The organism is Lacisediminihabitans changchengi, from assembly GCF_016634425.1.
In the GTDB taxonomy this organism is placed as follows: Bacteria; Actinomycetota; Actinomycetes; order Actinomycetales; family Microbacteriaceae; genus Lacisediminihabitans; species Lacisediminihabitans changchengi.
The window spans coordinates 430,169-449,720 of sequence record NZ_JAEPES010000002.1 but is presented as its reverse complement, the minus strand read 5'-3'; the positions used below and the strand labels follow the sequence as shown (position 1 = coordinate 449,720).

The 19,552-nt window shown below is 66.2% G+C and carries 22 protein-coding genes; 5 read left to right on the top strand and 17 right to left on the bottom strand.

Annotation, left to right across the window (positions count from 1 at the left end):
* The first annotated feature begins 32 nt into the window (after nt 1-32).
* Both IV501_RS07655 and IV501_RS07650 read left to right on the top strand, forming a co-directional pair.
* Nucleotides 33-596 carry a methylated-DNA--[protein]-cysteine S-methyltransferase gene (locus IV501_RS07655; RefSeq protein WP_200555850.1) on the top strand — a complete coding sequence of 188 codons (564 nt, stop codon included), beginning with the start codon at nt 33-35 and terminating at the stop codon, nt 594-596.
* Nucleotides 593-1,204 (top strand): DNA-3-methyladenine glycosylase I, encoded by a 612-nt coding sequence (locus IV501_RS07650; protein WP_200555848.1) that lies wholly within the window; start codon nt 593-595, stop codon nt 1,202-1,204. Before IV501_RS07655 ends, IV501_RS07650 begins: the two co-directional genes overlap by 4 nt.
* A gap of 136 nt (nt 1,205-1,340) precedes the next feature.
* Here the strand turns inward: IV501_RS07650 and IV501_RS07645 are convergent, their stop codons facing one another.
* From IV501_RS07645 to IV501_RS07580, 14 genes are all read right to left on the bottom strand, one after another.
* Nucleotides 1,341-1,868 (bottom strand): DUF5684 domain-containing protein, encoded by a 528-nt coding sequence (locus IV501_RS07645; RefSeq protein ID WP_200555846.1) that lies wholly within the window; start codon nt 1,866-1,868, stop codon nt 1,341-1,343.
* A 242-nt stretch (nt 1,869-2,110) separates the two neighbouring features.
* Nucleotides 2,111-2,899 carry a YaaA family protein gene (locus IV501_RS07640; RefSeq protein ID WP_200555845.1) on the bottom strand — a complete coding sequence of 263 codons (789 nt, stop codon included), beginning with the start codon at nt 2,897-2,899 and terminating at the stop codon, nt 2,111-2,113.
* A 3-nt stretch (nt 2,900-2,902) separates the two neighbouring features.
* Nucleotides 2,903-3,412: a P-loop nucleotide/nucleoside kinase family protein gene (locus IV501_RS07635; RefSeq protein ID WP_234698352.1), complete on the bottom strand. Its 510-nt coding sequence runs from the start codon at nt 3,410-3,412 to the stop codon at nt 2,903-2,905.
* A gap of 25 nt (nt 3,413-3,437) precedes the next feature.
* A complete protein-coding gene (locus IV501_RS07630) occupies nt 3,438-3,710 on the bottom strand; it encodes a F0F1 ATP synthase subunit epsilon (protein ID WP_200555843.1) in 273 nt (90 codons plus the stop codon).
* Between the two features lie 2 nt (nt 3,711-3,712).
* The gene (atpD, locus tag IV501_RS07625; RefSeq protein ID WP_200555842.1) at nt 3,713-5,176 is read right to left on the bottom strand and encodes a F0F1 ATP synthase subunit beta; all 1,464 of its coding nucleotides are present in this window, start codon (nt 5,174-5,176) and stop codon (nt 3,713-3,715) included.
* A 24-nt stretch (nt 5,177-5,200) separates the two neighbouring features.
* Nucleotides 5,201-6,103 carry a F0F1 ATP synthase subunit gamma gene (locus IV501_RS07620; protein WP_200555841.1) on the bottom strand — a complete coding sequence of 301 codons (903 nt, stop codon included), beginning with the start codon at nt 6,101-6,103 and terminating at the stop codon, nt 5,201-5,203.
* A gap of 78 nt (nt 6,104-6,181) precedes the next feature.
* On the bottom strand, nt 6,182-7,819 hold the full coding sequence (gene atpA, locus IV501_RS07615; RefSeq protein ID WP_200555840.1) for a F0F1 ATP synthase subunit alpha: 1,638 nt from the start codon (nt 7,817-7,819) through the stop codon (nt 6,182-6,184).
* 51 nt (nt 7,820-7,870) lie between these two features.
* Nucleotides 7,871-8,689, bottom strand: a complete 819-nt coding sequence (locus tag IV501_RS07610; protein WP_200555839.1) for a F0F1 ATP synthase subunit delta — start codon at nt 8,687-8,689, stop codon at nt 7,871-7,873.
* Complete coding sequence (locus IV501_RS07605) at nt 8,690-9,253, bottom strand: F0F1 ATP synthase subunit B (protein WP_200555838.1); 564 nt, start codon at nt 9,251-9,253, stop codon at nt 8,690-8,692.
* A 25-nt stretch (nt 9,254-9,278) separates the two neighbouring features.
* Nucleotides 9,279-9,515, bottom strand: coding sequence for an ATP synthase F0 subunit C (gene atpE / locus IV501_RS07600; protein WP_200555837.1), 237 nt, complete (start codon nt 9,513-9,515; stop codon nt 9,279-9,281).
* Between the two features lie 47 nt (nt 9,516-9,562).
* A complete protein-coding gene (gene atpB / locus IV501_RS07595) occupies nt 9,563-10,363 on the bottom strand; it encodes a F0F1 ATP synthase subunit A (RefSeq protein WP_307812242.1) in 801 nt (266 codons plus the stop codon).
* Nucleotides 10,364-10,519: 156 nt separating this feature from the next.
* Complete coding sequence (locus IV501_RS07590; RefSeq protein ID WP_200555836.1) at nt 10,520-11,017, bottom strand: Cg1360 family ATP-synthase-associated protein; 498 nt, start codon at nt 11,015-11,017, stop codon at nt 10,520-10,522.
* Nucleotides 11,014-12,291, bottom strand: coding sequence for an MraY family glycosyltransferase (locus IV501_RS07585; RefSeq protein WP_372430748.1), 1,278 nt, complete (start codon nt 12,289-12,291; stop codon nt 11,014-11,016). Before IV501_RS07585 ends, IV501_RS07590 begins: the two co-directional genes overlap by 4 nt.
* 2 nt (nt 12,292-12,293) lie before the next feature.
* Nucleotides 12,294-12,992 (bottom strand): L-threonylcarbamoyladenylate synthase, encoded by a 699-nt coding sequence (locus IV501_RS07580; protein WP_200555834.1) that lies wholly within the window; start codon nt 12,990-12,992, stop codon nt 12,294-12,296.
* 141 nt (nt 12,993-13,133) lie between these two features.
* On the opposite strand from IV501_RS07580, the gene IV501_RS07575 reads away from it, so the two are divergent.
* Genes IV501_RS07575 through IV501_RS07565 form a run of 3 tightly spaced genes read left to right on the top strand, consistent with a single transcriptional unit; the run spans nt 13,134 to nt 14,861 of the window.
* The gene (locus IV501_RS07575; protein ID WP_200555833.1) at nt 13,134-13,757 is read left to right on the top strand and encodes an HAD-IA family hydrolase; all 624 of its coding nucleotides are present in this window, start codon (nt 13,134-13,136) and stop codon (nt 13,755-13,757) included.
* Nucleotides 13,754-14,404, top strand: a complete 651-nt coding sequence (locus IV501_RS07570) for an HAD family hydrolase (RefSeq protein WP_200555832.1) — start codon at nt 13,754-13,756, stop codon at nt 14,402-14,404. The genes IV501_RS07575 and IV501_RS07570 overlap by 4 nt, the downstream gene beginning before the upstream one ends.
* Before the next feature lie 19 nt (nt 14,405-14,423).
* Nucleotides 14,424-14,861 carry a hypothetical protein gene (locus tag IV501_RS07565; RefSeq protein WP_200555831.1) on the top strand — a complete coding sequence of 146 codons (438 nt, stop codon included), beginning with the start codon at nt 14,424-14,426 and terminating at the stop codon, nt 14,859-14,861.
* A 6-nt stretch (nt 14,862-14,867) separates the two neighbouring features.
* On the opposite strand, the gene prmC is transcribed toward IV501_RS07565, so the two are convergent.
* From prmC to rho, 3 genes are read right to left on the bottom strand one after another with little or no spacing between them, the layout of a single operon-like run.
* Nucleotides 14,868-15,743, bottom strand: coding sequence for a peptide chain release factor N(5)-glutamine methyltransferase (prmC, locus tag IV501_RS07560; RefSeq protein ID WP_200556151.1), 876 nt, complete (start codon nt 15,741-15,743; stop codon nt 14,868-14,870).
* Between the two features lie 41 nt (nt 15,744-15,784).
* Nucleotides 15,785-16,867: a peptide chain release factor 1 gene (gene prfA / locus IV501_RS07555; RefSeq protein WP_200555830.1), complete on the bottom strand. Its 1,083-nt coding sequence runs from the start codon at nt 16,865-16,867 to the stop codon at nt 15,785-15,787.
* 2 nt (nt 16,868-16,869) lie between these two features.
* Nucleotides 16,870-19,338 (bottom strand): transcription termination factor Rho, encoded by a 2,469-nt coding sequence (rho, locus tag IV501_RS07550; protein ID WP_200555829.1) that lies wholly within the window; start codon nt 19,336-19,338, stop codon nt 16,870-16,872.
* Nucleotides 19,339-19,552 lie beyond the last annotated feature (214 nt).

The window sequence follows — 19,552 nt, the reverse complement described above, 5'->3', positions numbered from 1 at the left end:
GGAGTGACGGATGTCGCAACTACAGTCGACTCATGACCACCAGCGAAGCCCCCACCGTCGCGGTCCCAACCGCAGATCCGTCGGCGCCTGCCCGTGGCGTTCCGGCCTCCCCGACTGCCCTTCGTCGGCTCGATAGCCCGATCGGCCGCATCGAGCTCACGGGCGACGGCACAGCCGTCACCTCGGTCGCCATCGAACGCGGCGGCCACCTGCCGCTCGAGGAACAGCCCGAGCACAGAGACGCCGTCCTCGACCGTGCCGCCGATCAGCTCGCCGAGTATTTCGCCGGCGAGCGCACCGGATTCGACGTTCCGGTGCGGCTGGCGGGAACACCGTTCCAGAAGGCGATCTGGGCCGCCCTGCAAAACCTGAGCTTCGGCGAGGTGGTGTCATACGGCGACCTCGGTCGCCTCACCGGGCGCCCAACCGCCGGGCGCGCTGTGGGCGGCGCGGTCGGGGCCAACCCCGTCCCGCTGATCGTGCCGTGTCACCGCGTGCTGGCGAGTAATAACAAGATCACCGGATACAGCGCGGGCGAGGGCGTCCCGACGAAGCTGTGGCTGCTCGAGCACGAGGGCATCACGGCCTTCGCATGAGTGACACGCAACCGGTGACCGTCGCCGACCGCCCCACGGTGGTGATCGGCGACGACGGCAAGGCGCGCTGTGCTTGGGGGGCGTCCGACGCCGAGTACCGCCGCTATCACGACGAGGAGTGGGGTAGGCCGCTGCATGGCGATCGTGCGCTGTTCGAGAAGCTGAGTCTCGAGGGATTTCAGGCCGGGTTGTCGTGGATCACGATCCTGCGCCGGCGGCCGCAATTCCGCGAGGCGTTCCACGGATTCGACATCGACGCGGTCGCCGCAATGACGGATGCCGACCAGGCCGAGCTGATGCTGAACACCGGCATTATTCGCAATCGCGCCAAGATCGCGGCGACCATTTCCAATGCCCGCGTCGTGCGACAACTGGTGCGTGATCGGCCGGGCGCTCTCGACGCGCTGATGTGGAGTTTCGCGCCAGAGCCCACCACCGTGCGGCCGCGCAGTTTCGCCGACGTACCCGCGGTAACGCCACAGTCGACGGCCATGAGCGCGGCCCTGAAAAAGCTCGGACTCCGATTCGTCGGACCGACCACGATGTACGCGCTCATGCAGTCCAGCGGCATGGTCGACGACCATCTCGAGGGCTGCTGGCGCGCGTAGCAGCGACCGCTGATCGAGTGGCGCCCGCTCGCCCGCTCGATATCACCTGTTGGGTGGGCCTATCGAGGACGGGGATCGAGAGCGCGTTTCGAGATCCGCGTATCGAGACCTGGCAGCGGGGTAAGCGCGTGTCGTATCAGGCGGGCGTCGTCCAGCCCGCCGCCGACCACGCGTTTGCGTAGTTGTGCCCGACCGATCCGTAGCCGGCGAGCGGAGGTCCGTAGCCTGCCGCGGCGATGAGCTCCGGGCGGTAGACCTCGGCCCGCGAACCCAGGATGAACGCCCAGACGAACGGCAGAAAGATGCCGAGCACGAGGAATCCGCCGGACTTGCCGAACGCCAGGCCGGAGCGGTACATCCCGATGTACAAGAAGATCGCGCTGACCGTGCCGCCGTACGGGACTATGGACAGCAGCGACAGCCAGCCGCGCTGGCCACCGACCTCCAGCCAGACCCAGTTGTTGTAGATAGGCACCCACGCGATCCATGGCCGCACCCCCACCTTGCGGAAGAAGGACATCAGCGACAGTGCGGTCAGCACATAGGCTGCGACGCCGACCAGCAGGCTGAAGACGATGACACCGAAGAAGATGCTGAAGTAGGCGGCGACCCATAGGCCGGGATCACCCGAGTAGCCGTAACTGTTGGGATCGTTGGGGTCCATGCGCTCACCCTAGCGGCCACGGCTCGCGTACTCGCGGTCTACCGGGTGCACAGCTGTGCCCGCTCGCGCCCGTAGTGGTTGCCCGCGCCGATTGTCGCTACCCGCGCCGATTGTCGCTACCCGCGCCGATTGTCGCTACCCGCGCCGATTGTGCCTGACCGTGCTAGATGTGCCAGCTCGAGCAGGCACAACCCGCACAAGCGGGCACAACTGCGCACAATCGGCAGGGCGAACAGCACGACTCAGGCCGAGCGACGGCTCGCGACAACCTCGGGCACGACCAGCTCGAGCTCGCCGGGCGCGCCCCGGGAGAGCCGGATGCCGGCGCCGGCCGCCCACACCAGGAGCGACTCCGCGTCGGGATGCTCGATCCCCGCCTGCACGAGAGCCCGGGCGAACTCGCCCTTGCCCTTCTTGTTGAAGTGGTTGAGGGCGCGGCGACGTCCGTCAGCGCCCTCGGCGACGACGCGGAGAAACAGCGAGCCCTCGGGAGCCGGGCCGAGTTCGACGTATGCCTCGGACCGCAGATCGAGGACCAGACCGTCGTGATCCCCGAGTGCCGCCGAGACCCGATCGCGCCAGAGCTTCTTCAGCGACAGCTCTGGCAGTTTCGAGTCGTGCGAAAGCCGGTAGGCAGGCACCGGGTCGGACCCGCGCAGCAGACCGAACAGCGCCGACTGGATGACCAGGTGGTCGTCGGCAAAGGCGCGAGCCGCGGCATCCAGACTCTGCACCTCGAGCGCGTCGTAGAGAACGCCCGTGTAGCGCTCCAGGGCGGGCATCGTGGCCGAGGTCCGAACGGCACGGTTGCGGTCGATCTCGAACTGTTGAGACGGCCCGAGCCTCAGCGCTGCCGCCATGGTTGCGCGATTGCCGCCGAGCTTGCGCAGTGCCGCAAGGGCGGTGCGGCGCGGCGACGCGAGACCGGGAAAACCGAGGGCGGAGAGATCGAGAGCCGAGTCATCCGATCCGAGCACTGCCTGAAGAGGGCTGTCGCGCTTGGTCTCGGATGGCGGCAGTAAGACCAGCACGGCCTAGCTGTCGAGGAAGGCGAGGGCTGCTTCGACGTTCGCACCGAGCGGGTTCACCGAATCCAGGGTGATGCGGGCGATCGCGGCGCTCGACCCCGACCACGGGTGGTACTCGTCCAGGCTTTGCTCGACGGCATAGCTGCTCGGGCTGGCGAAGCGCGTGGCCTCGGAGGCGCGCTTCGAGAGCCGCACGCGGTGCAGCTCCGGATCAGAGCAGACCACTTCGATGAATTTCAGGGTCTCGCCGCGGGTCTGCGCGAGGCTCACCCACTGTTCACGCGCGGGATCGACCGCGTTGACGGCGTCCACAATCACATGCTGACCGGCGTCGAGCACGAACCCGGCGATGGTTTCCGCCACGAGATACGCGGCAAGCCCGGTCGGCTGGTCCGAGTCGATGCCAGCACGAAGGATCGACGCTTCGATCGGATCGACGGACACCACCGACGCGGCGAGCCGACCGCCGAGAACCTCGGCGATCGTGCTCTTGCCAGCGCCGGGGAGCCCGGCCATCGCGATCAGCATTTCTGCGGCGGAATCAGACCAGCGCGGCGGTACGCGACACGATGGTGACCGTGTCGTGCTCCACCGAAAGGAAGCCGTCTTTGGCATTCGCCGTGAAGACTGCGCCGTTTGCCGTGATGCGCACCTCACCGGCGGCGAGGATCGCCAGCACGGGCTCGTGCCCGGGAAGGATACCGATCTCACCTTCGGTCGTACGAGCGACCACCATCGACGCCGTGCCGGCCCAGACCTCCTGGTCTGCCGACACGACGCTCACCTGCAGTTCGTGCGCGCTGAGTTCGGCCATTATCAGCCGTTCTCCTTCTGGATCTTCGCCCACTGCTCTTCGACGTCGGAGATTGCTCCGACGTTGAAGAAGGCCTGCTCGGCCACGTGGTCGAACTCGCCCTTGGTGATCGCGTCGAACGACTCGATCGTGTCCTTCAGCGGCACCGTCGAACCCTCGACACCGGTGAACTTCTTCGCCATGTAGGTGTTCTGCGACAGGAACTGCTGGATACGACGTGCGCGGGAGACGGTGATCTTGTCTTCCTCGGAGAGCTCGTCGACACCGAGGATCGCGATGATCTCCTGCAGTTCCTTGTTCTTCTGCAGGATCGCCTTGACGTTGGTCGCAACCCGGTAGTGGTCGGCGCCCAGGTAACGGGGGTCGAGGATGCGGCTGGTCGAGGTCAGCGGGTCGACGGCCGGGTACAGACCCTTCGACGCGATCTCGCGGCTGAGCTCGGTGGTCGCGTCGAGGTGAGCGAACGTCGTTGCCGGCGCGGGGTCGGTGTAGTCGTCGGCAGGAACGTAGATCGCCTGCAGCGAGGTGATCGAGTGGCCACGGGTCGAGGTGATGCGCTCCTGGAGCACACCCATCTCGTCCGCGAGGTTCGGCTGGTAACCCACGGCGGACGGCATGCGACCGAGCAGGGTCGACACCTCGGATCCGGCCTGGGTGAAGCGGAAGATGTTGTCGATGAACAGCAGCACGTCCTGGTTCTGCACATCGCGGAAGTACTCCGCCATGGTCAGCGCCGACAGTGCAACACGGAGTCGCGTTCCCGGCGGCTCATCCATCTGGCCGAAGACGAGGGCGGTCTTGTCGAAGACACCCGCCTCCTCCATCTCGCCGATGAGGTCGTTACCCTCACGGGTGCGCTCACCGACACCGGCGAACACGGAGACTCCACCGTGGTCCTGCGCAACGCGCTGGATCATCTCCTGGATGAGGACGGTCTTGCCGACGCCGGCACCACCGAAGAGGCCGATCTTTCCACCCAGTACGTACGGGGTGAGGAGGTCGATGACCTTGATACCGGTCTCGAACAGCTCGGTCTTCGACTCGAGCTGGTCGAAGGCCGGGGGCTCGCGATGGATCGACCAGCGGTCAGCGAACTCGTAGGTCTCGCCGGGCTCGCCGTTGAGCACCTCGCCGATGACGTTGAAGACCTTGCCCTTGGTGGCATCGCCGACAGGAACCGTGATCGGGCCGCCGGTGTCGCGCACCTCCTGGCCGCGGACGAGACCGTCGGTCGGCTTCAGCGCAATGGCGCGGACGAGGTCGTCACCGAGGTGCTGGGCGACCTCGAGAGTGATCTCGGTCGACTCGCCGGCGATGGTGATGGTGGTCTTCAGAGCGTTGTAGATGGTCGGGATCGAGTCATGCGGGAACTCGATGTCGACGACCGGTCCGGTGACGCGGGCGATGCGACCGATGCCGGGCGTTACCGCCTCGGCGGCTCCGGTCTCTGGGGCTGTAATGGTCATGGTCCCTATTCTCCTTCGGAGGTTCTATCGCTTGCTGCCCGAGAGGGCGTCGGCGCCGCCGACGATCTCGGAAATCTGCTGGGTGATCTCGGACTGGCGGGCGTTGTTCGCCAGTCGGGTGTAGTCCGTGATGAGCTTGTCGGCATTGTCGCTCGCCGACTTCATCGCGCGCTGGGTCGCCGCGTGCTTGCTCGCCGCCGACTGCAGCATCGCGTTGAAGATGCGGCTCTCGATGTAAACGGGAAGAAGCGCGTCAAGCACGTCGCCTACCTCTGGCTCGAACTCATAGAGCGGCAGGGCCTCGTGCTCGCCCGGCTCCTCGACGCCTTCGACGACCTCGAGCGGCAGGAGGCGAACGACCTCGGGGCTCTGGGTCAGCATGCTGACGAAGCGGTTGTAGACGATGTGGATCTCGTCCACGCCACCCTCGGAGGTGGGCTGGATGAACTTATCGACCAGCACGCCACCGATCTCCTGCGCCGTCGCGAACTCGGGCGCATCCGTTCCACCGATCCAGTCCTGGATCGACTCGCGGCGACGGAAGGCGAAGTACCCGACTGCCTTGCGACCGACCAAGTAGTAGACGATGTCCTTGCCCTGCGAGCGGAGCAGGGTCGCCAACTCTTCAGACTCACGCAGCACGTTCGTGTTGAACGCACCGGCCAGGCCGCGGTCGGAGGAGAAGATGACGATCGCAGCGCGCTCGATCTTCTCCGGCTCGGTGGTGAGGATGTGGTCGACGTTCGAGAACGTCGCAACGGCCGAAACCGCACGGGTGACGGCACGGGCGTACGGGCTGGATGCATGAACCCGGGCCAGCGCCTTCTGAATGCGCGACGCGGAGATCAGCTCCATGGCCCGAGTGATCTTCTTGGTCGTCTGGGCAGACTTGATCCTCTGCCGGTAGACCCGAAGTTGCGCTGCCATGTCGTTGTCTTTCTTGTTGAAGAGGTGGGGGGCGGATGTCGCCGGCGGGCCCCAGAGGACCCGCCGACCGCAGAGCGACTAGCGCTTCTGCTTGACGATCTGCTCCTGGTTGATGTCCTCGGCCTCGGCGGAGTCGAAGGCCTCGGAGCCGGCCGAATTCAGCGACTGGCCCTCTCCGGTCTGGAACTCCAGCTTGAAGGCGTCGACCGCGGCGTCGAGCGCCTGGGTGGTGGCGTCATCGAGAACGTTGGTGTCGCGGAGGGTGGTGAGCACCTCGGTGTTGCGCCCGAGGTAGTCGAGCAGCTCGCGCTCGAACCGAAGCACGTCTTCGATCGCGACCTCGTCGAGCTTGCCGTTCGTTCCGGCCCAGATCGACACGACCTGCTCCTCGACGGGGTACGGCGAGTACTGCGGCTGGCGCAGCAACTCGGTGAGGCGGGCGCCACGGGCGAGCTGGCGACGGCTGGTCGCATCCAGGTCGGAGGCGAACAGCGCGAAGGCCTCGAGCGAGCGGTACTGCGCGAGCTCGAGCTTCAGCGTTCCCGAGACCTTCTTGATCGACTTCACCTGCGCGTCGCCACCGACTCGCGAGACGGAGATACCCACGTCGACCGCCGGACGCTGGTTGGCGTTGAACAGGTCGGACTGGAGGAAGATCTGGCCATCGGTGATGGAGATCACGTTGGTCGGGATGTACGCCGAGACGTCGTTCGCCTTGGTCTCGATGATCGGGAGACCGGTCATCGAGCCGGCGCCCAGCTCGTCGGAGAGCTTCGCACAACGCTCGAGCAGACGGGAGTGCAGGTAGAAGACGTCACCCGGGTATGCCTCACGTCCCGGCGGACGACGCAGCAGCAGCGACACGGCACGGTAGGCCTCAGCCTGCTTGGACAGGTCGTCGAAGACGATCAGTACGTGCTTGCTGTCGTACATCCAGTGCTGGCCGATTGCAGAACCGGTGTACGGAGCGAGGTACTTGAAGCCGGCCGGGTCGGAGGCCGGGGACGCGACGATGGTCGTGTACTCCATGGCTCCGGCGTCTTCGAGCGCGCCCTTCACCGAGGCGATGGTCGAGCCCTTCTGGCCGATGGCGACGTAGATGCAGCGAACCTGCTTCTTCGGGTCGCCGGTCTCCCAGTTGGCCTTCTGGTTGATGATCGTGTCGATCGCGATGGCGGTCTTGCCGGTCTGGCGGTCACCGATGATCAGCTGGCGCTGGCCGCGGCCAACCGGGATCATCGCGTCGATCGCCTTGATGCCGGTCTGCATCGGCTCCTTGACCGACTGGCGCTGCATGACGCCGGGCGCCTGCAGCTCGAGCGCACGACGCTCGGTGGTCTCGATCGGGCCGAGGCCATCGATCGGCTCGCCGAGCGGGTTGACGACGCGACCGAGGTAGGCGTCGCCGACGGGCACAGAGAGCACCTCGCCGGTGCGGGTGACCTCGAGGCCTTCGACGATCTCGTCGAACTGGCCGAGCACGACGACACCGATCTCGTTCTCGTCCAGGTTCTGGGCGAGGCCGAGGGTGCCGTCAGCGAAGCGGATGAGCTCGTTCGCCATCACGCCGGGCAGACCCTGCACGTGCGCGATGCCGTCAGCGGCGTCGATGACGTAGCCGACCTCGGTGGTGCTGGCCGAGCTGGGGTCGTAGGACTTGACGAAGTCTTTGAGCGCGTCGCGGATCTCGTCTGGGCTGATCGTGATGTCTGCCATTGTTCTTCCTTGTCTTCGCGAGACCTCACGGCCTCGGGGATTGTGGGGCTGTCAGCCAGCCAGTTGAAGTCGGAGATCGCTGAGCTTGCGCGACACCGTGCCGTCGATCACATCGTCGCCGAGCTGCACCCGCAGGCCGCCGATGATGGTCGGATCGATCACCAGGTTGAGCTTGACCTCGCGTCCGTACGACGTGGCGAGACCGCGCTGCAGGCGCGCGAGCTGCTCGGTGGCGATGGGCGCTGCGCTCGTAACCGTGGCGACCGCGAGACCGGACTGGTCTGCGACGATCGTTGCGGCAGTGCGCAGCAGCTCGCCGATGCGACGACCGCGGGGCTGCTGAACCAGCTGACGCACGATGGTCAGGGTCTGCGCAGACACCTTCTTCTCGAGCAGTCGCGTCACGAGGACGACCTTGGCCTCACTGCTTCCGAGCTTGCTGCCGACCGCGAGTTCGAGATTCGGGTCGGACGTGACGGCGGTCGCGAAGGCGAACAGCTCGGTCTCGATCGAGACATCCTTGCCAGCCGATTCGGCCGCGGCACGAAGACCGAGCTCCTCGATACCGGCGAGCAGGTCATCCTGGCTCGACCAGCGGTGGTCGACAACGGAGTGCAGCAGACGGATGGTCTGCTCACCGAACTTCGGACCGAACACCGCCGTAACGGCAGCCTTCTTGTCCGCGTCGTCTGCCGAGTCCTGAGCTCCGGTGCCGCCGTTGCTCTCGCTCAGCAGCGTCAACAGCTGCGAGGAGGCACCGATGATGCGGCCGGCGGAGAACAGTTCCTCGGCGGTGGCCAGGGTGACGGTTCCGAGCGCGGAGAGCTCTGCTCTCGCGGCGGAGAGCGCCTCCCTGGTCGCTGATCCCATTTACTTACTCGTCTTCTCTGCGCTGTTTTTTTCTGACGCCTCGAGGTCGGCCAAGAACTGGTCGACCAGCGTTGCCGCCTTCGCGTCATCGGACAGGCTCTGCCCGATGACTCCGGAGGCCAGGTCGATCGCGAGCGTGCCCACCTCGGTGCGCAGCGAGGCGAGAGCGGCGAGGCGCTCGGCCTCGATCGTCGCCTGAGCTGCCGCGGTGATGCGAGCAGCCTCAGCGGATGCCTGCTCCTTGAGCTCGACCAGGATCTTGGTGCCGTCCTGGCGTGCCTTGTCGCGGATCTGAGCAGCCTCGGCGCGAGCCTCTGCCAGCTGATCGTTGTACTTGTCGAGTGCCGCAGCGGCCTCGGCCTGCGCGTTCTCGGCCTTCTTGATGCCACCCTCGATGACCTCGGCACGGGCATCCAAAGTCTTCTGCACGGAAGGAAGAACCTTCCAGAAGAAGAACGCCAGGATGATGATGAAGCACACCGCCGACCACAGGATGTCGTAGAAGTGCGGGATCAGCGGGTTGATCGTCTCCGTTGCCGCCTTGACCAGAATTGCCTTGAGCATTCCAGCCTCCTATTCGGGAGCTAGATCAGGACGGGAAGGGGATGAACGCGACGGCGATCGCGATGAACGCGAGGGCCTCGGTGAACGCGATACCGAGGAACATCAGGCCGGTGAGGCGACCCTGCAGCTCGGGCTGGCGAGCAACCGACTCGACGGTCTTGCCGACGACGATACCCACGCCGATGGCCGGGCCAATCGTTGCGACGCCGTAGGCGAGAGGGGCGATGCTACCGCTGACGGCGGCGACGGTGTTGGTGTCCACGATGTGGTTCCTTTCGTGATGGACGAACCCGGCGGGTGCCGGATCCCTTAGTGCTCTTCAGCCAGCGCGAGCTGGATGTAGACGGTGGAGAGGAAGGTGAAGACGTAGGCCTGCAGCACGCCGACGAGGATCTCGAACAGCGTGAAGATGAAGCCGAAGGCAAGCGTTCCGATGCTGAAGGCGGAGAAGAAGCCGCCGGCAGTGAAGAGGAAGAACTGCGTCGCCGAGAAGCAGAGCACCAGCAGCATGTGGCCGGCGACCATGTTCATCAGAAGTCGGAGGGCCAACGTGACCGGGCGGAGGATGAAGGTCGACAGCAGCTCGATCGGCGTGATGATGATGTACATCGGCCACGCGACGCCCGACGGGAACAGTGCGTTCTTGAAGAACGCGCCCGGGTGCTTGCGGATGCCGGCCCAGATGAAGGCGATGTAGGAGACGATCGCTAGAACCAGCGGCATTCCCAGCACGGAGGTTCCCGCGATGTTGAGGAACGGCACGACCGAGGTCAGGTTCATGAACAGGATGAAGAAGAACATCGCGGTCAGCAGCGGCAGGAAGCGCTTGCCGTCTTTGATACCGAGATTGTCTTCGACGATGTTCTTGCGAACGAAGCCGAGACCGAACTCCATGACGCTCTGGCCACGGGAGGGGACGATCTTCATCTTGCGGGTTCCGAGCCAGAACAGCACCAGGATGACGACGACGATCAGCAGGCGGATCAGCATGATCCGGTTCAGTTCGAAAATCGTTCCCTGGAAGAAGATTCCAGGCGGGAAGAAGTCCTCGAGGGAAGGCCCCTGGAACCCTCCGCTGCCGGAACCGCCTTCGGTCGCGAGAGGGAGAATATTACTGAGAGCGTTATGTAACAGCGCTGTCTCCAGAATCGGGGCGCGTTACCGCGCGGCGATGAAAATGTGGGGGGAAGAAACTCCGATTAGCCTATCAAGACTTTTCGCTGTTCACGTACCCGTCTCGGGCGTGATATAGCGGCCGCAGCGGGGCTACTTCGGGGAAATCGTGCCGTTCTCGCCTGCTGCGGCAGCGTCATCCACGTAGGGCACACGGGTGCGGACGAAGGCGAGAACGTCGACCGTCAGACTGCCGATGACGGCAACCAGGATGGCGATGAACATGATCATCGGCTGCACGAATGGTGCACCGCGCAGCAGGATGACGATCACGATGAAGACGACGAACTTGAGCAGCCAGAAGCCCAGGATCACGCCGAAGAAGAGAACACTCGACGCGTCATTGCCGGTCACCCGGGCAGCGACCAGGATGCTGACGGCGGTGAATCCCATGAACAGGGCCGTGACGACGGCCCCGATCAGTGCGCTGAGCAGACCGGAGGTGCCGGCGATCGCGTAGCCGATGATCGATCCGACGACAGCGATGCCCACGGCGAGGATCAGCCCGTAGATGAGCGCCCGCCCGAGGATGGTGGCACTCGTTCCCGGTGCGCTCTGTCCTGAGGCGCTCGCCTGCTGGGGGGTGGTCATGGGGTGGTGTCCTTCCGGGAGAGCGCGTCGAGCGCCGCCGCGGCTGCGGCCCGCTCGTCGAGAGTTTCGGTGGCCGCGTCGATCGCGGTGTCATTGGTCGCGGCATCCAGGCGGTCGAAGCGTTCGACGCCGGCCTCCGCCGTCAGGTCAGCACTGGCCAGCTGCACCGCCGACTCCGCGGCCTTGCGCCGGGTGAGCGGGGCGAGCGTGAACGCGGCGCAGATGATCAGGCCGAGCAGCACCAGGCTGACCGCCCAGACCGTGGGCAAATAGAGGAACGACAGGCAGCCGAGGGAGACCACCGTGGTCCAGGCGTAGAACAGGATGACCGCGTGCACATCCGAATGCCCCATGTCGAGCAGCCGGTGGTGGAGGTGCTTGCGGTCGGCCGAGAACGGCGACTTACCCGCCCGGAGTCGGCGTAGAACGGCGAGACAGAAGTCCATCAGCGGCACGATCAGCACCGCGAAGGGCAACAGGATCGGGATGAAGGCGGGGAACAGCTGGCGGGACATCTGTACGTTGGCGACGTCGACCTGACCGGTGACCGCGATGGCCGAGGTGGCCATCAAGAGTCCGACGAGGGTGGAGCCGGCATCCCCCATGAAGAGTTTTGCGGGGTGCCAGTTGAGCGGCAGGAATCCGACGCAGGCGCCGATGAGCACTGCCGTGATGAACGAGGCCAGGTTGAAGTACTCGGTCTGCGCGATCTTGGTCGCCAGGATGTAGCTGTAGAGGAAGAACACGCCGTTGGCGATGATCGCGACACCGGCCACCAGACCGTCGAGGCCGTCGATGAAGTTGAGGGCGTTCATCACCAGCACGATCGCGAGCACCGTGATGATGAGTCCCGAATAAGACGACAGAAGGATGACGCCGCCCGAGATGGGCAAGCTGGTGAGCTGCACCCCCTGCCAGGCGATGAGGCCGGCGGCGATCAGCTGCCCGGCGAGCTTGGTGACCCAGTCGAGGTCCCAGATGTCGTCGGCGACCCCCATGGCGACGATGATCAGTGCAGCACCGAGAATCGCGAAGATCGGCCCGGGCTTAGCGAAGATGAGGTGAAACTGCGGCAGCTGAGACGCGACACCGAAGGTCACCAGGATGCCGATGAACATGGCGATCCCGCCGAGCCGCGGCGTCGGACGCTTGTGGACGTCGCGCTCACGGATGGCCGGGTACAGCCGGTACTTCATCCCCAGCCGTGTAATGAGGTGTGCCAGACCGAAGGTGACCAGGGCAGACAGCAGCCCGGCACCGACGTAGAAGATCAGTCTCATGAGTCGCGCTCGCGCGCCCGGGCGAGCACCGCGAAGATCGCCTCGTCGGAGATGACACCGTGCCGCACGATCTTCAGCTCGCCGCGCGTGCCGTCGGCGTCGACCAACAGCAGCCCGGTGGCATCGACGATCGTGGAGCCCGCACCGGCCTCGGCGTCGTAGTCGTCTCCGACCTCTCCCCCGTCGAGATAGACCGCCACGGAGTCTTCGAGCATGGCCTCCGCGTCGGCCGCGGTGGTGGCCGCCGTCTTCCCGGTGAGATTGGCGGACGAGACGGCAAGCGGCCCCGTCTCCGACAGGAGTTCGAGCGCGACGCGGTTGTTCGGCATCCGGAGCGCCACGGTGCCGTGGGTCTCCCCCAGGTCCCAGCGCAGCGATTCACGCGCCGGGAGGATGACGGTGAGACCGCCCGGCCAGAACTCGGCGACGAGGGCGCGGACCTCGTCCGGCACCTCCTCGGCGAGAGCATCGAGGGTGGGGATGCCGGGGATCAGCACCGGGGGCGGCGCCTGCCGGGTGCGCCCCTTGGCATCCAGCAATCGCTGCACGGCCGACGGACTGAAGGCGTCGGCGGCCAGGCCGTACACCGTGTCGGTCGGAACCACGACGAGCTCCCCGCGGCCGATGGCGACCCGAGCGAGCCGCATGCCGGTGAGAAGCTCCGCCTGGTCGGAGCAGTCGTAGATCGTCGCCATGTCGGAACACATACTACTTCGACCGGCCCTGACAGCTTCCCTGGGCACGGCAGCGGCCGCGCACGCGACTGTCGGGCCCTCCCACGGTGTCGTTGCGAAGCGCGCTTCGCTGGGATACTGGAAGACGCCGTTGGGAGGCCCGTGGACCTGTATTTGTTCGACTTCGACAAGACGCTGTACGCGTACGACTTTCGCAAGCGACTGCCCGAGCTGAGCGTGATCACCGGCGCCAGCCAGTACCACCTGGCCAAGACCTGGTGGGCGGGCGGGTACGAGCGCCGCGCGGAGTCGGGCGAATGGCCGACGCCCGACGAGTACTTCGCCGAGTTCGAGCGCGTCACCGGCGCGGCGCTCACCCTCCGCGACTATCAGGAGTCGCGCAAGCTCGCGAGCATCCCGATCCCCCAGAGCGTTGCGGCGCTCGCTCATGCCGCGACCCTGGGCACGGTCTCGGTGCTCTCCAATAACCCCTCCCCGTTCGCCGTGTCTCTGCCGGTGCTGGCCCCGGATGTCTTCGCCGTCGTCGGCGGCAATGTCCTGGTCAGCTCGGAGCTGGGGGTGCGCAAGCCCAAGCCGGAGGCGTACCGCCTCGCCCTCGAGCACTACGGGGCCCGAGCGGAAGACGCTTTCTTCGCGGATGACTCGCTGGAGAACGTCGAGGGCGCGAGGGAACTCGGCATCACCGGCCACCACCTGACCTACGTCGACGGGGTGCCGCAGACGGACGCCCTCCTCGGCGCGATCGAGAGATTTTCGCAGCGATGAACGCCGCCGCGCCCGAACCGAATCGACTGCTGTTCGTCTTCGACATGGATGACGTGCTCTACGACTACGACGTGCCCGGCCGCATGGCAGCGCTCACCGAACTCACCGGCTTCAGTGAGGCGGAGTTGCGCGAGCGCTGGTGGCATGCGGAGGGCGAGCACGCCGCCGAGGCGGGGCGCTTCGCCGACGCTGACGACTACCTCGCCGCCTTCATCGAGGCGATCGGAGTGCCGATCACCGAGGAGCAGTGGGTGGCGATCCGCGGCGGTGCGATGACCCCGTGGCCCGACTCGATCGCCGCGGTGGAGCGGGCGGCAGAGCTCGGAGACGTCACTCTCCTCACCAACAACGGCCCGATGACGGCCCGCCACATCCGCTCGATGGCGTCCGAGCTGGTTCCGGTGTTCGGCGATCATCTGCTCACCTCCGCCGACTACCGCGCCCGCAAGCCGACCGCGGAGGTCTTCGAGGCCGTGCTCGACCGGTACCACCGCCGACCAGAGGATGTCTTCTTCGCCGACGACCTGCAGGTGAACGTCGATGGCGCGACCGCGGTGGGCATCACCGCGCACCTTTTCACCGATGCAGCATCCTTGCGCGCCGCCATCGAAGACTTCGCCCGCGCGCGCAGCACCACCCAGCATTAACCCCTCGAAAGGACCCACAATGCTCGACCAGAAGACCCTCGACGAGATCTGGGACGCCGATGACGCCGAGCAGAGCGAGGCCCGCGTGCGCGTCGAACTCGACGAGGGCGGCCCGTACGACGACATCGAACGCGCAGAGCTGAAGACTCAGCTCGCACGCGCCCTCGGCCTGCAGGGCAGGTACGACGAGGCCGCCGACATCCTGATCGAGATCGAGGCGGAGGATGCCCCGGTCGTCGTCACGCGCATCCTGCTGGAGAGCGGACGCATCGTTCACTCGGCCGGAGACCCGGTGGGAGCGTCGAACCTGTTCCAGCAGTCCGCGGAGATCGCCGAGGCGAACGGCCTCGACGGACTGCTCGCCGACGCGCAGGTCATGCTCGCGGTCGCCTCCGGAGCCGAAGTTCAGCTCGCGGAAGCGTCCGACGAAGACAACACAGAAGACGACGAAGCGTAAAGCGCGCTATTTGAGGGCCGTCGTCGCCCGATCGCGTCCGAGCAGGTCGCGGTGGGTGGCGATGGCCCTCCAGCCGTCCTGCTCGAGCAGCGCGGCGATCTCGGCACCCTGCAACTCGCCGTGCTCGAGCACGAGAGTGCCACCCTGGTGCAGCAGACGTCGAGCGGTCGCGGACACGGTGCGGACGACATCCAGTCCGTCCACTCCCCCGTAGAGCGCCGCCTCGGGATCGAACAGGCGCACCTCGGGGTCCCGCGGGATGGCGCCGAGCGGGATGTAGGGCGGGTTGGAGATGACGACTGCCACCGTGCCATTGAGCTCGGGCAGCGCGTCGGCGAGGTCGATGAAGACCGGGCGGGCATTGTTGGGGGCGATCCGGCGGAAGTTCTGCTTGGTCCAGACGAAGGCGAGCGGCGAGTTCTCCACGCCGATCACGGAGGCATGCGGCACCTCGGTGGCCATGGCCAGCGCGATCGCGCCGCTCCCGGTGCCGAGGTCGACGCCGATCGGCTGGGGGCCGGGGGATGCCTGCAGCGCATCGATCGCGTACTGGGCGACCAGTTCGGTCTCGGGTCGCGGCACGAAGACTCCGGGCCCGACCGCTAGTTCGATGGTGCGGAACGGCGCGACACCGGTGATGTGCTGAAGCGGTTCGCGAGCGGCGCGGCGCTCCACCAGCCCGAAATACTCCACGGCGTCGGTCGGCGCCAGGGTGGCGCCGATAGCGGCGCGCGCCTGCAGCTGACCGCGGCCGAGTCCGAGCACGTGACCGAGCAGCAGCTCAGCGTCGACGTCGGGCGAGGGCACGCCGGCTCCGCTCAGTACCTCGACCGCACGATGGAGGACCCCCGCGATGGAGGTGTCGATGTCGGGGCTGTGCATGAACGAATTGGGCATGGGTCGAGCGGGCTGGGCGGTCAGACTCATGACTCGGTGTCGCCGAGCGCTTCGAGCCGAGCTTCCTCGTCGGCGTCGATGTCGCTCTGGATGACGGCATCAAGCGCACCGTTCATCACGGCGTCGAGGTTGTAGGCCTTGTATCCCGTGCGATGGTCGGCGATGCGGTTCTCGGGGAAGTTGTAGGTGCGGATGCGCTCTGACCGGTCCATCGTGCGGATCTGGCTCTTGCGCACCGCGGAGGCGGCTGCATCTATCTCCTCCTGCTGGCGAGCGAGCACGCGAGCGCGCAACACCCGCATACCGGCTTCGCGGTTCTGCAGCTGTGATTTCTCGTTCTGCATTGCCACGACGATGCCGGTCGGGAGGTGGGTGATGCGCACAGCGGAGTCGGTCGTGTTGACCGACTGGCCGCCGGGGCCGCTCGAGCGATAGACGTCGATCTTGAGATCGTTGGGGCTGATCTCGACCTCTTCCGGCTCGTCGACCTCGGGGAAGACGAGCACACCCGCCGCGGAGGTGTGGATTCGTCCCTGCGACTCGGTCGCCGGGACGCGTTGCACGCGGTGCACGCCACCCTCGTACTTGAGGTGAGCCCAGACGCCCTCGGCAGGGTCGGTGGAGTTGCCCTTGATGGCAAGTTGGACATCCTTATAGCCACCCAGATCGCTCTGGGTCTGCTCGATGATCTCCGTCTTCCACTTCTTCGACTCGGCGTAGTGGAGGTACATGCGCAGCAGATCGGCGGCGAACAGCGCGGACTCCGCACCACCCTCGCCCATCTTGATCTCCATGATCACGTCGCGGCCGTCGTTCTCGTCGCGCGGGATGAGCAGGCGCCGCAGGCGCTCCTCCATCACCGCGAGGTCCTCGGTGATGCGCGGAACCTCCTCGGCGAAGGAGGCGTCCTCAGCCGCCATCTCCGTTGCCGCCGCCAGATCATCCGTCAGGGCGATCCAGCGGTGGTAGGCATCGACGATGCGGCTGAGCTCGGCGTAGCGCCGATTGACCTTCTTCGACTTGGCCGGGTTGGAGTGCAGCTCGGGATCGGCGAGCTGATCCTGAAGCTCCTCATGCTCGGCCAGCAAAGTCTTTACTGACTCGAACATGCTTAGTCCTCTTTGGAGCCCGAAGCGCCCGGAAGCGACTTCTGGATCTTCATCAGGAACTCGACGTTGCTCGAGGTGTCTTTGAGCTGCGAGAGCACGAGCTCGAGCGCCTGCTGCGTCTCGAGACCGGCCAGCGCACGGCGGAGCTTCCAGTTGACCTTCGTCTCGTCGACGCCCATGAGCATCTCCTCGCGACGGGTGCCGGAGGCGTTCACGTCAACGGCGGGGAAGATGCGCTTGTCGGCCAGCTGGCGCGACAGGCGCAGTTCCATGTTGCCGGTGCCCTTGAACTCCTCGAAGATGACCTCGTCCATCTTGGATCCGGTCTCGACGAGCGCGGTGGCGAGGATGGTCAGCGAACCGCCGTCCTCGATGTTGCGCGCGGCTCCGAAGAAGCGCTTCGGCGGGTACAGGGCAGACGAGTCGACGCCACCGGAGAGGATGCGACCGGACGCCGGGGCGGCCAGGTTGTACGCACGGCCCAGGCGGGTGATCGAGTCGAGAAGCACGACCACGTCGTGGCCGAGCTCCACCAGACGCTTCGCACGCTCGATAGCGAGTTCGGCGACGGTGGTGTGGTCTTCGGCGGGACGGTCGAAGGTGGAGGCGATGACCTCACCCTTCACCGTGCGCTGCATGTCGGTGACCTCTTCCGGACGCTCGTCGACGAGCACGACCATGAGGTGGACCTCGGGGTTGTTCTTGGCAATGGCGTTGGCGATGGCCTGCAGCACGAGGGTCTTGCCCGCCTTCGGCGGGGAGACGATCAGGCCGCGCTGGCCCTTGCCGATCGGCGACACGAGGTCGATGATGCGGGTGGTGAGCTTGCCCGACTCGGTCTCGAGGCGAAGGCGCTCGGAGGGGTAGAGCGGGGTCAGCTTGCCGAACTCGACGCGGTCGCCGGCCTGGTCGACGGGGAGCCCGTTGATCGAGTCGATCTTGACGATCGCGTTGTACTTCTGGCGGCCGTTGTTGTCGTTGTCGCGCGGCTGGCGGATGGCGCCGACCACGGCGTCGCCCTTGCGCAGGTTGTACTTCTTGACCTGGCCGAGGGAGACGTAGACGTCGTTGTTGCCCGGGAGGTAGCCCGAGGTGCGAACGAAGGCGTAGTTGTCGAGAACGTCGAGGATTCCGGCGACGGGGATGAGCACGTCATCCTCGGTCAGTTCGGGCTCGAAGTCGTCGTTCTGGCCCTGGCCGCGACGCTTGCGGTCACGGAAGCGGCCGCGGCCGCCGCGCTCATCGTCATCCTGCATCTGCTGTTGCTGCTGACGCGGGCCGTTGCCGCCGTTCTGGTTGCGCTCGTTCTGGTTGTTCTGATTGCGCTCGGTACGCTCGTTCTGATTGCGCCCAGCGCGGTTGTTGCGCTGCTGGTCGCCGTTCTGGCGGGCATCCTGCTCACCGTTCTGGCGCTCGTTCTGCGTCTGGTCGACGTTCTGGCCACCGTTGTTCTGGCCACCGTTGTTCTGGCTGCCATTGGTCTGGCGGTCAGCGTTCTGGTTGCCGTTGTTCTGGTTGCCGGTGTTCTGGCGGTCACCGTTGTTCTGGCGGTCACCGTTGTTGCGGTCGCGGTTGCGGCCGCGTCCACGCGAGTTGCGGGACTGCTGGCCGCCCTCCTCGCCGTTACGGTCGTCGCCACGCTGGTCGGCAAGCGCTGCACGCTCGGCCTCCTGGCCGGGCAACAGGTCGCCGGGGGCGCCGCCATCGGCCTGCGACGCGCGCTCGGCCTCCTGGCCGGGGATGCGATCGATCGGGGTGTCGTTCTCGGGGGTCGGCACGGTGCCGGCCGGAAGATCGGTGCCAGTGCTGGCAGCAGGGACATCGCCACTGCGGGCACGACGGCTACGGGTCGGACGCTTGGTCGCCGTCGCGTCGGCGATCGCGACGCGCTCGGCCTCCTGGCCGGGGATACGGTCGCCGGGCATGCCGCCATCGGCCTGCGACGCGCGCTCGGCCTCCTGGCCGGGAACGAGGTCGATGCCGCTCTGGCCGTTGTTGGCGTGGGCGACGGCCGACTTCGGCGCGACTGTCGTCTCGGCAGCGACGGATGCGGTGCTCGCGTCGACCACAGACGTGGTCGCGCGACGCGGTGCGCGCTTCTTGGCGCCCGGGGCGACGATGCGCGCCTGGGTCGCGGCAGCCGCTGCCTCGATGTCCGCGGCGGTGCGGGCGGCCTCGGCGGCCGAGTCGGTGCTCGCTGCAGAATCGGTGCTCACTGCAGAGTCGGTGCTCACCACGTTGGCGACGGTGTTGGTGTTGGCGGTGTTGCTGTTGCTGCTGTCAACGGTGCCGGTCGGGGCGGAGTTGCTGTTCTGGATCTCGGAGATTGCGTCCACGAGTTCTCCTTTACGAAGTTTGGAAGCGCCGTTCACGCCCAACTGTGCGGCGAGAGCCTGGAGCTCTGGCATGCGGAGTTTGGAGAGAGACGCGGTGGAGTCCTGGCCTGAGGCGCGGACAGTGAGGTCAGTCACTAGGGGTGTGTTCCTTTCCCCTCACAAGAGCTTCGCCTGATGGCGTGATGCATGCTTGCGGGAGAGCTTGTCGTTCGCGGCCATCCTGCGTGAATTGCGCGGGGCCGCTCGGTGATGTGCAGAGGCTTCGTGCAATGTGTGGAAAGCGTTGAGCGAGTGCTGGTGATGGGCTGGCCTGAGAAGCGCAGTCCTTGTAACTTGCGGCTCGGGAACT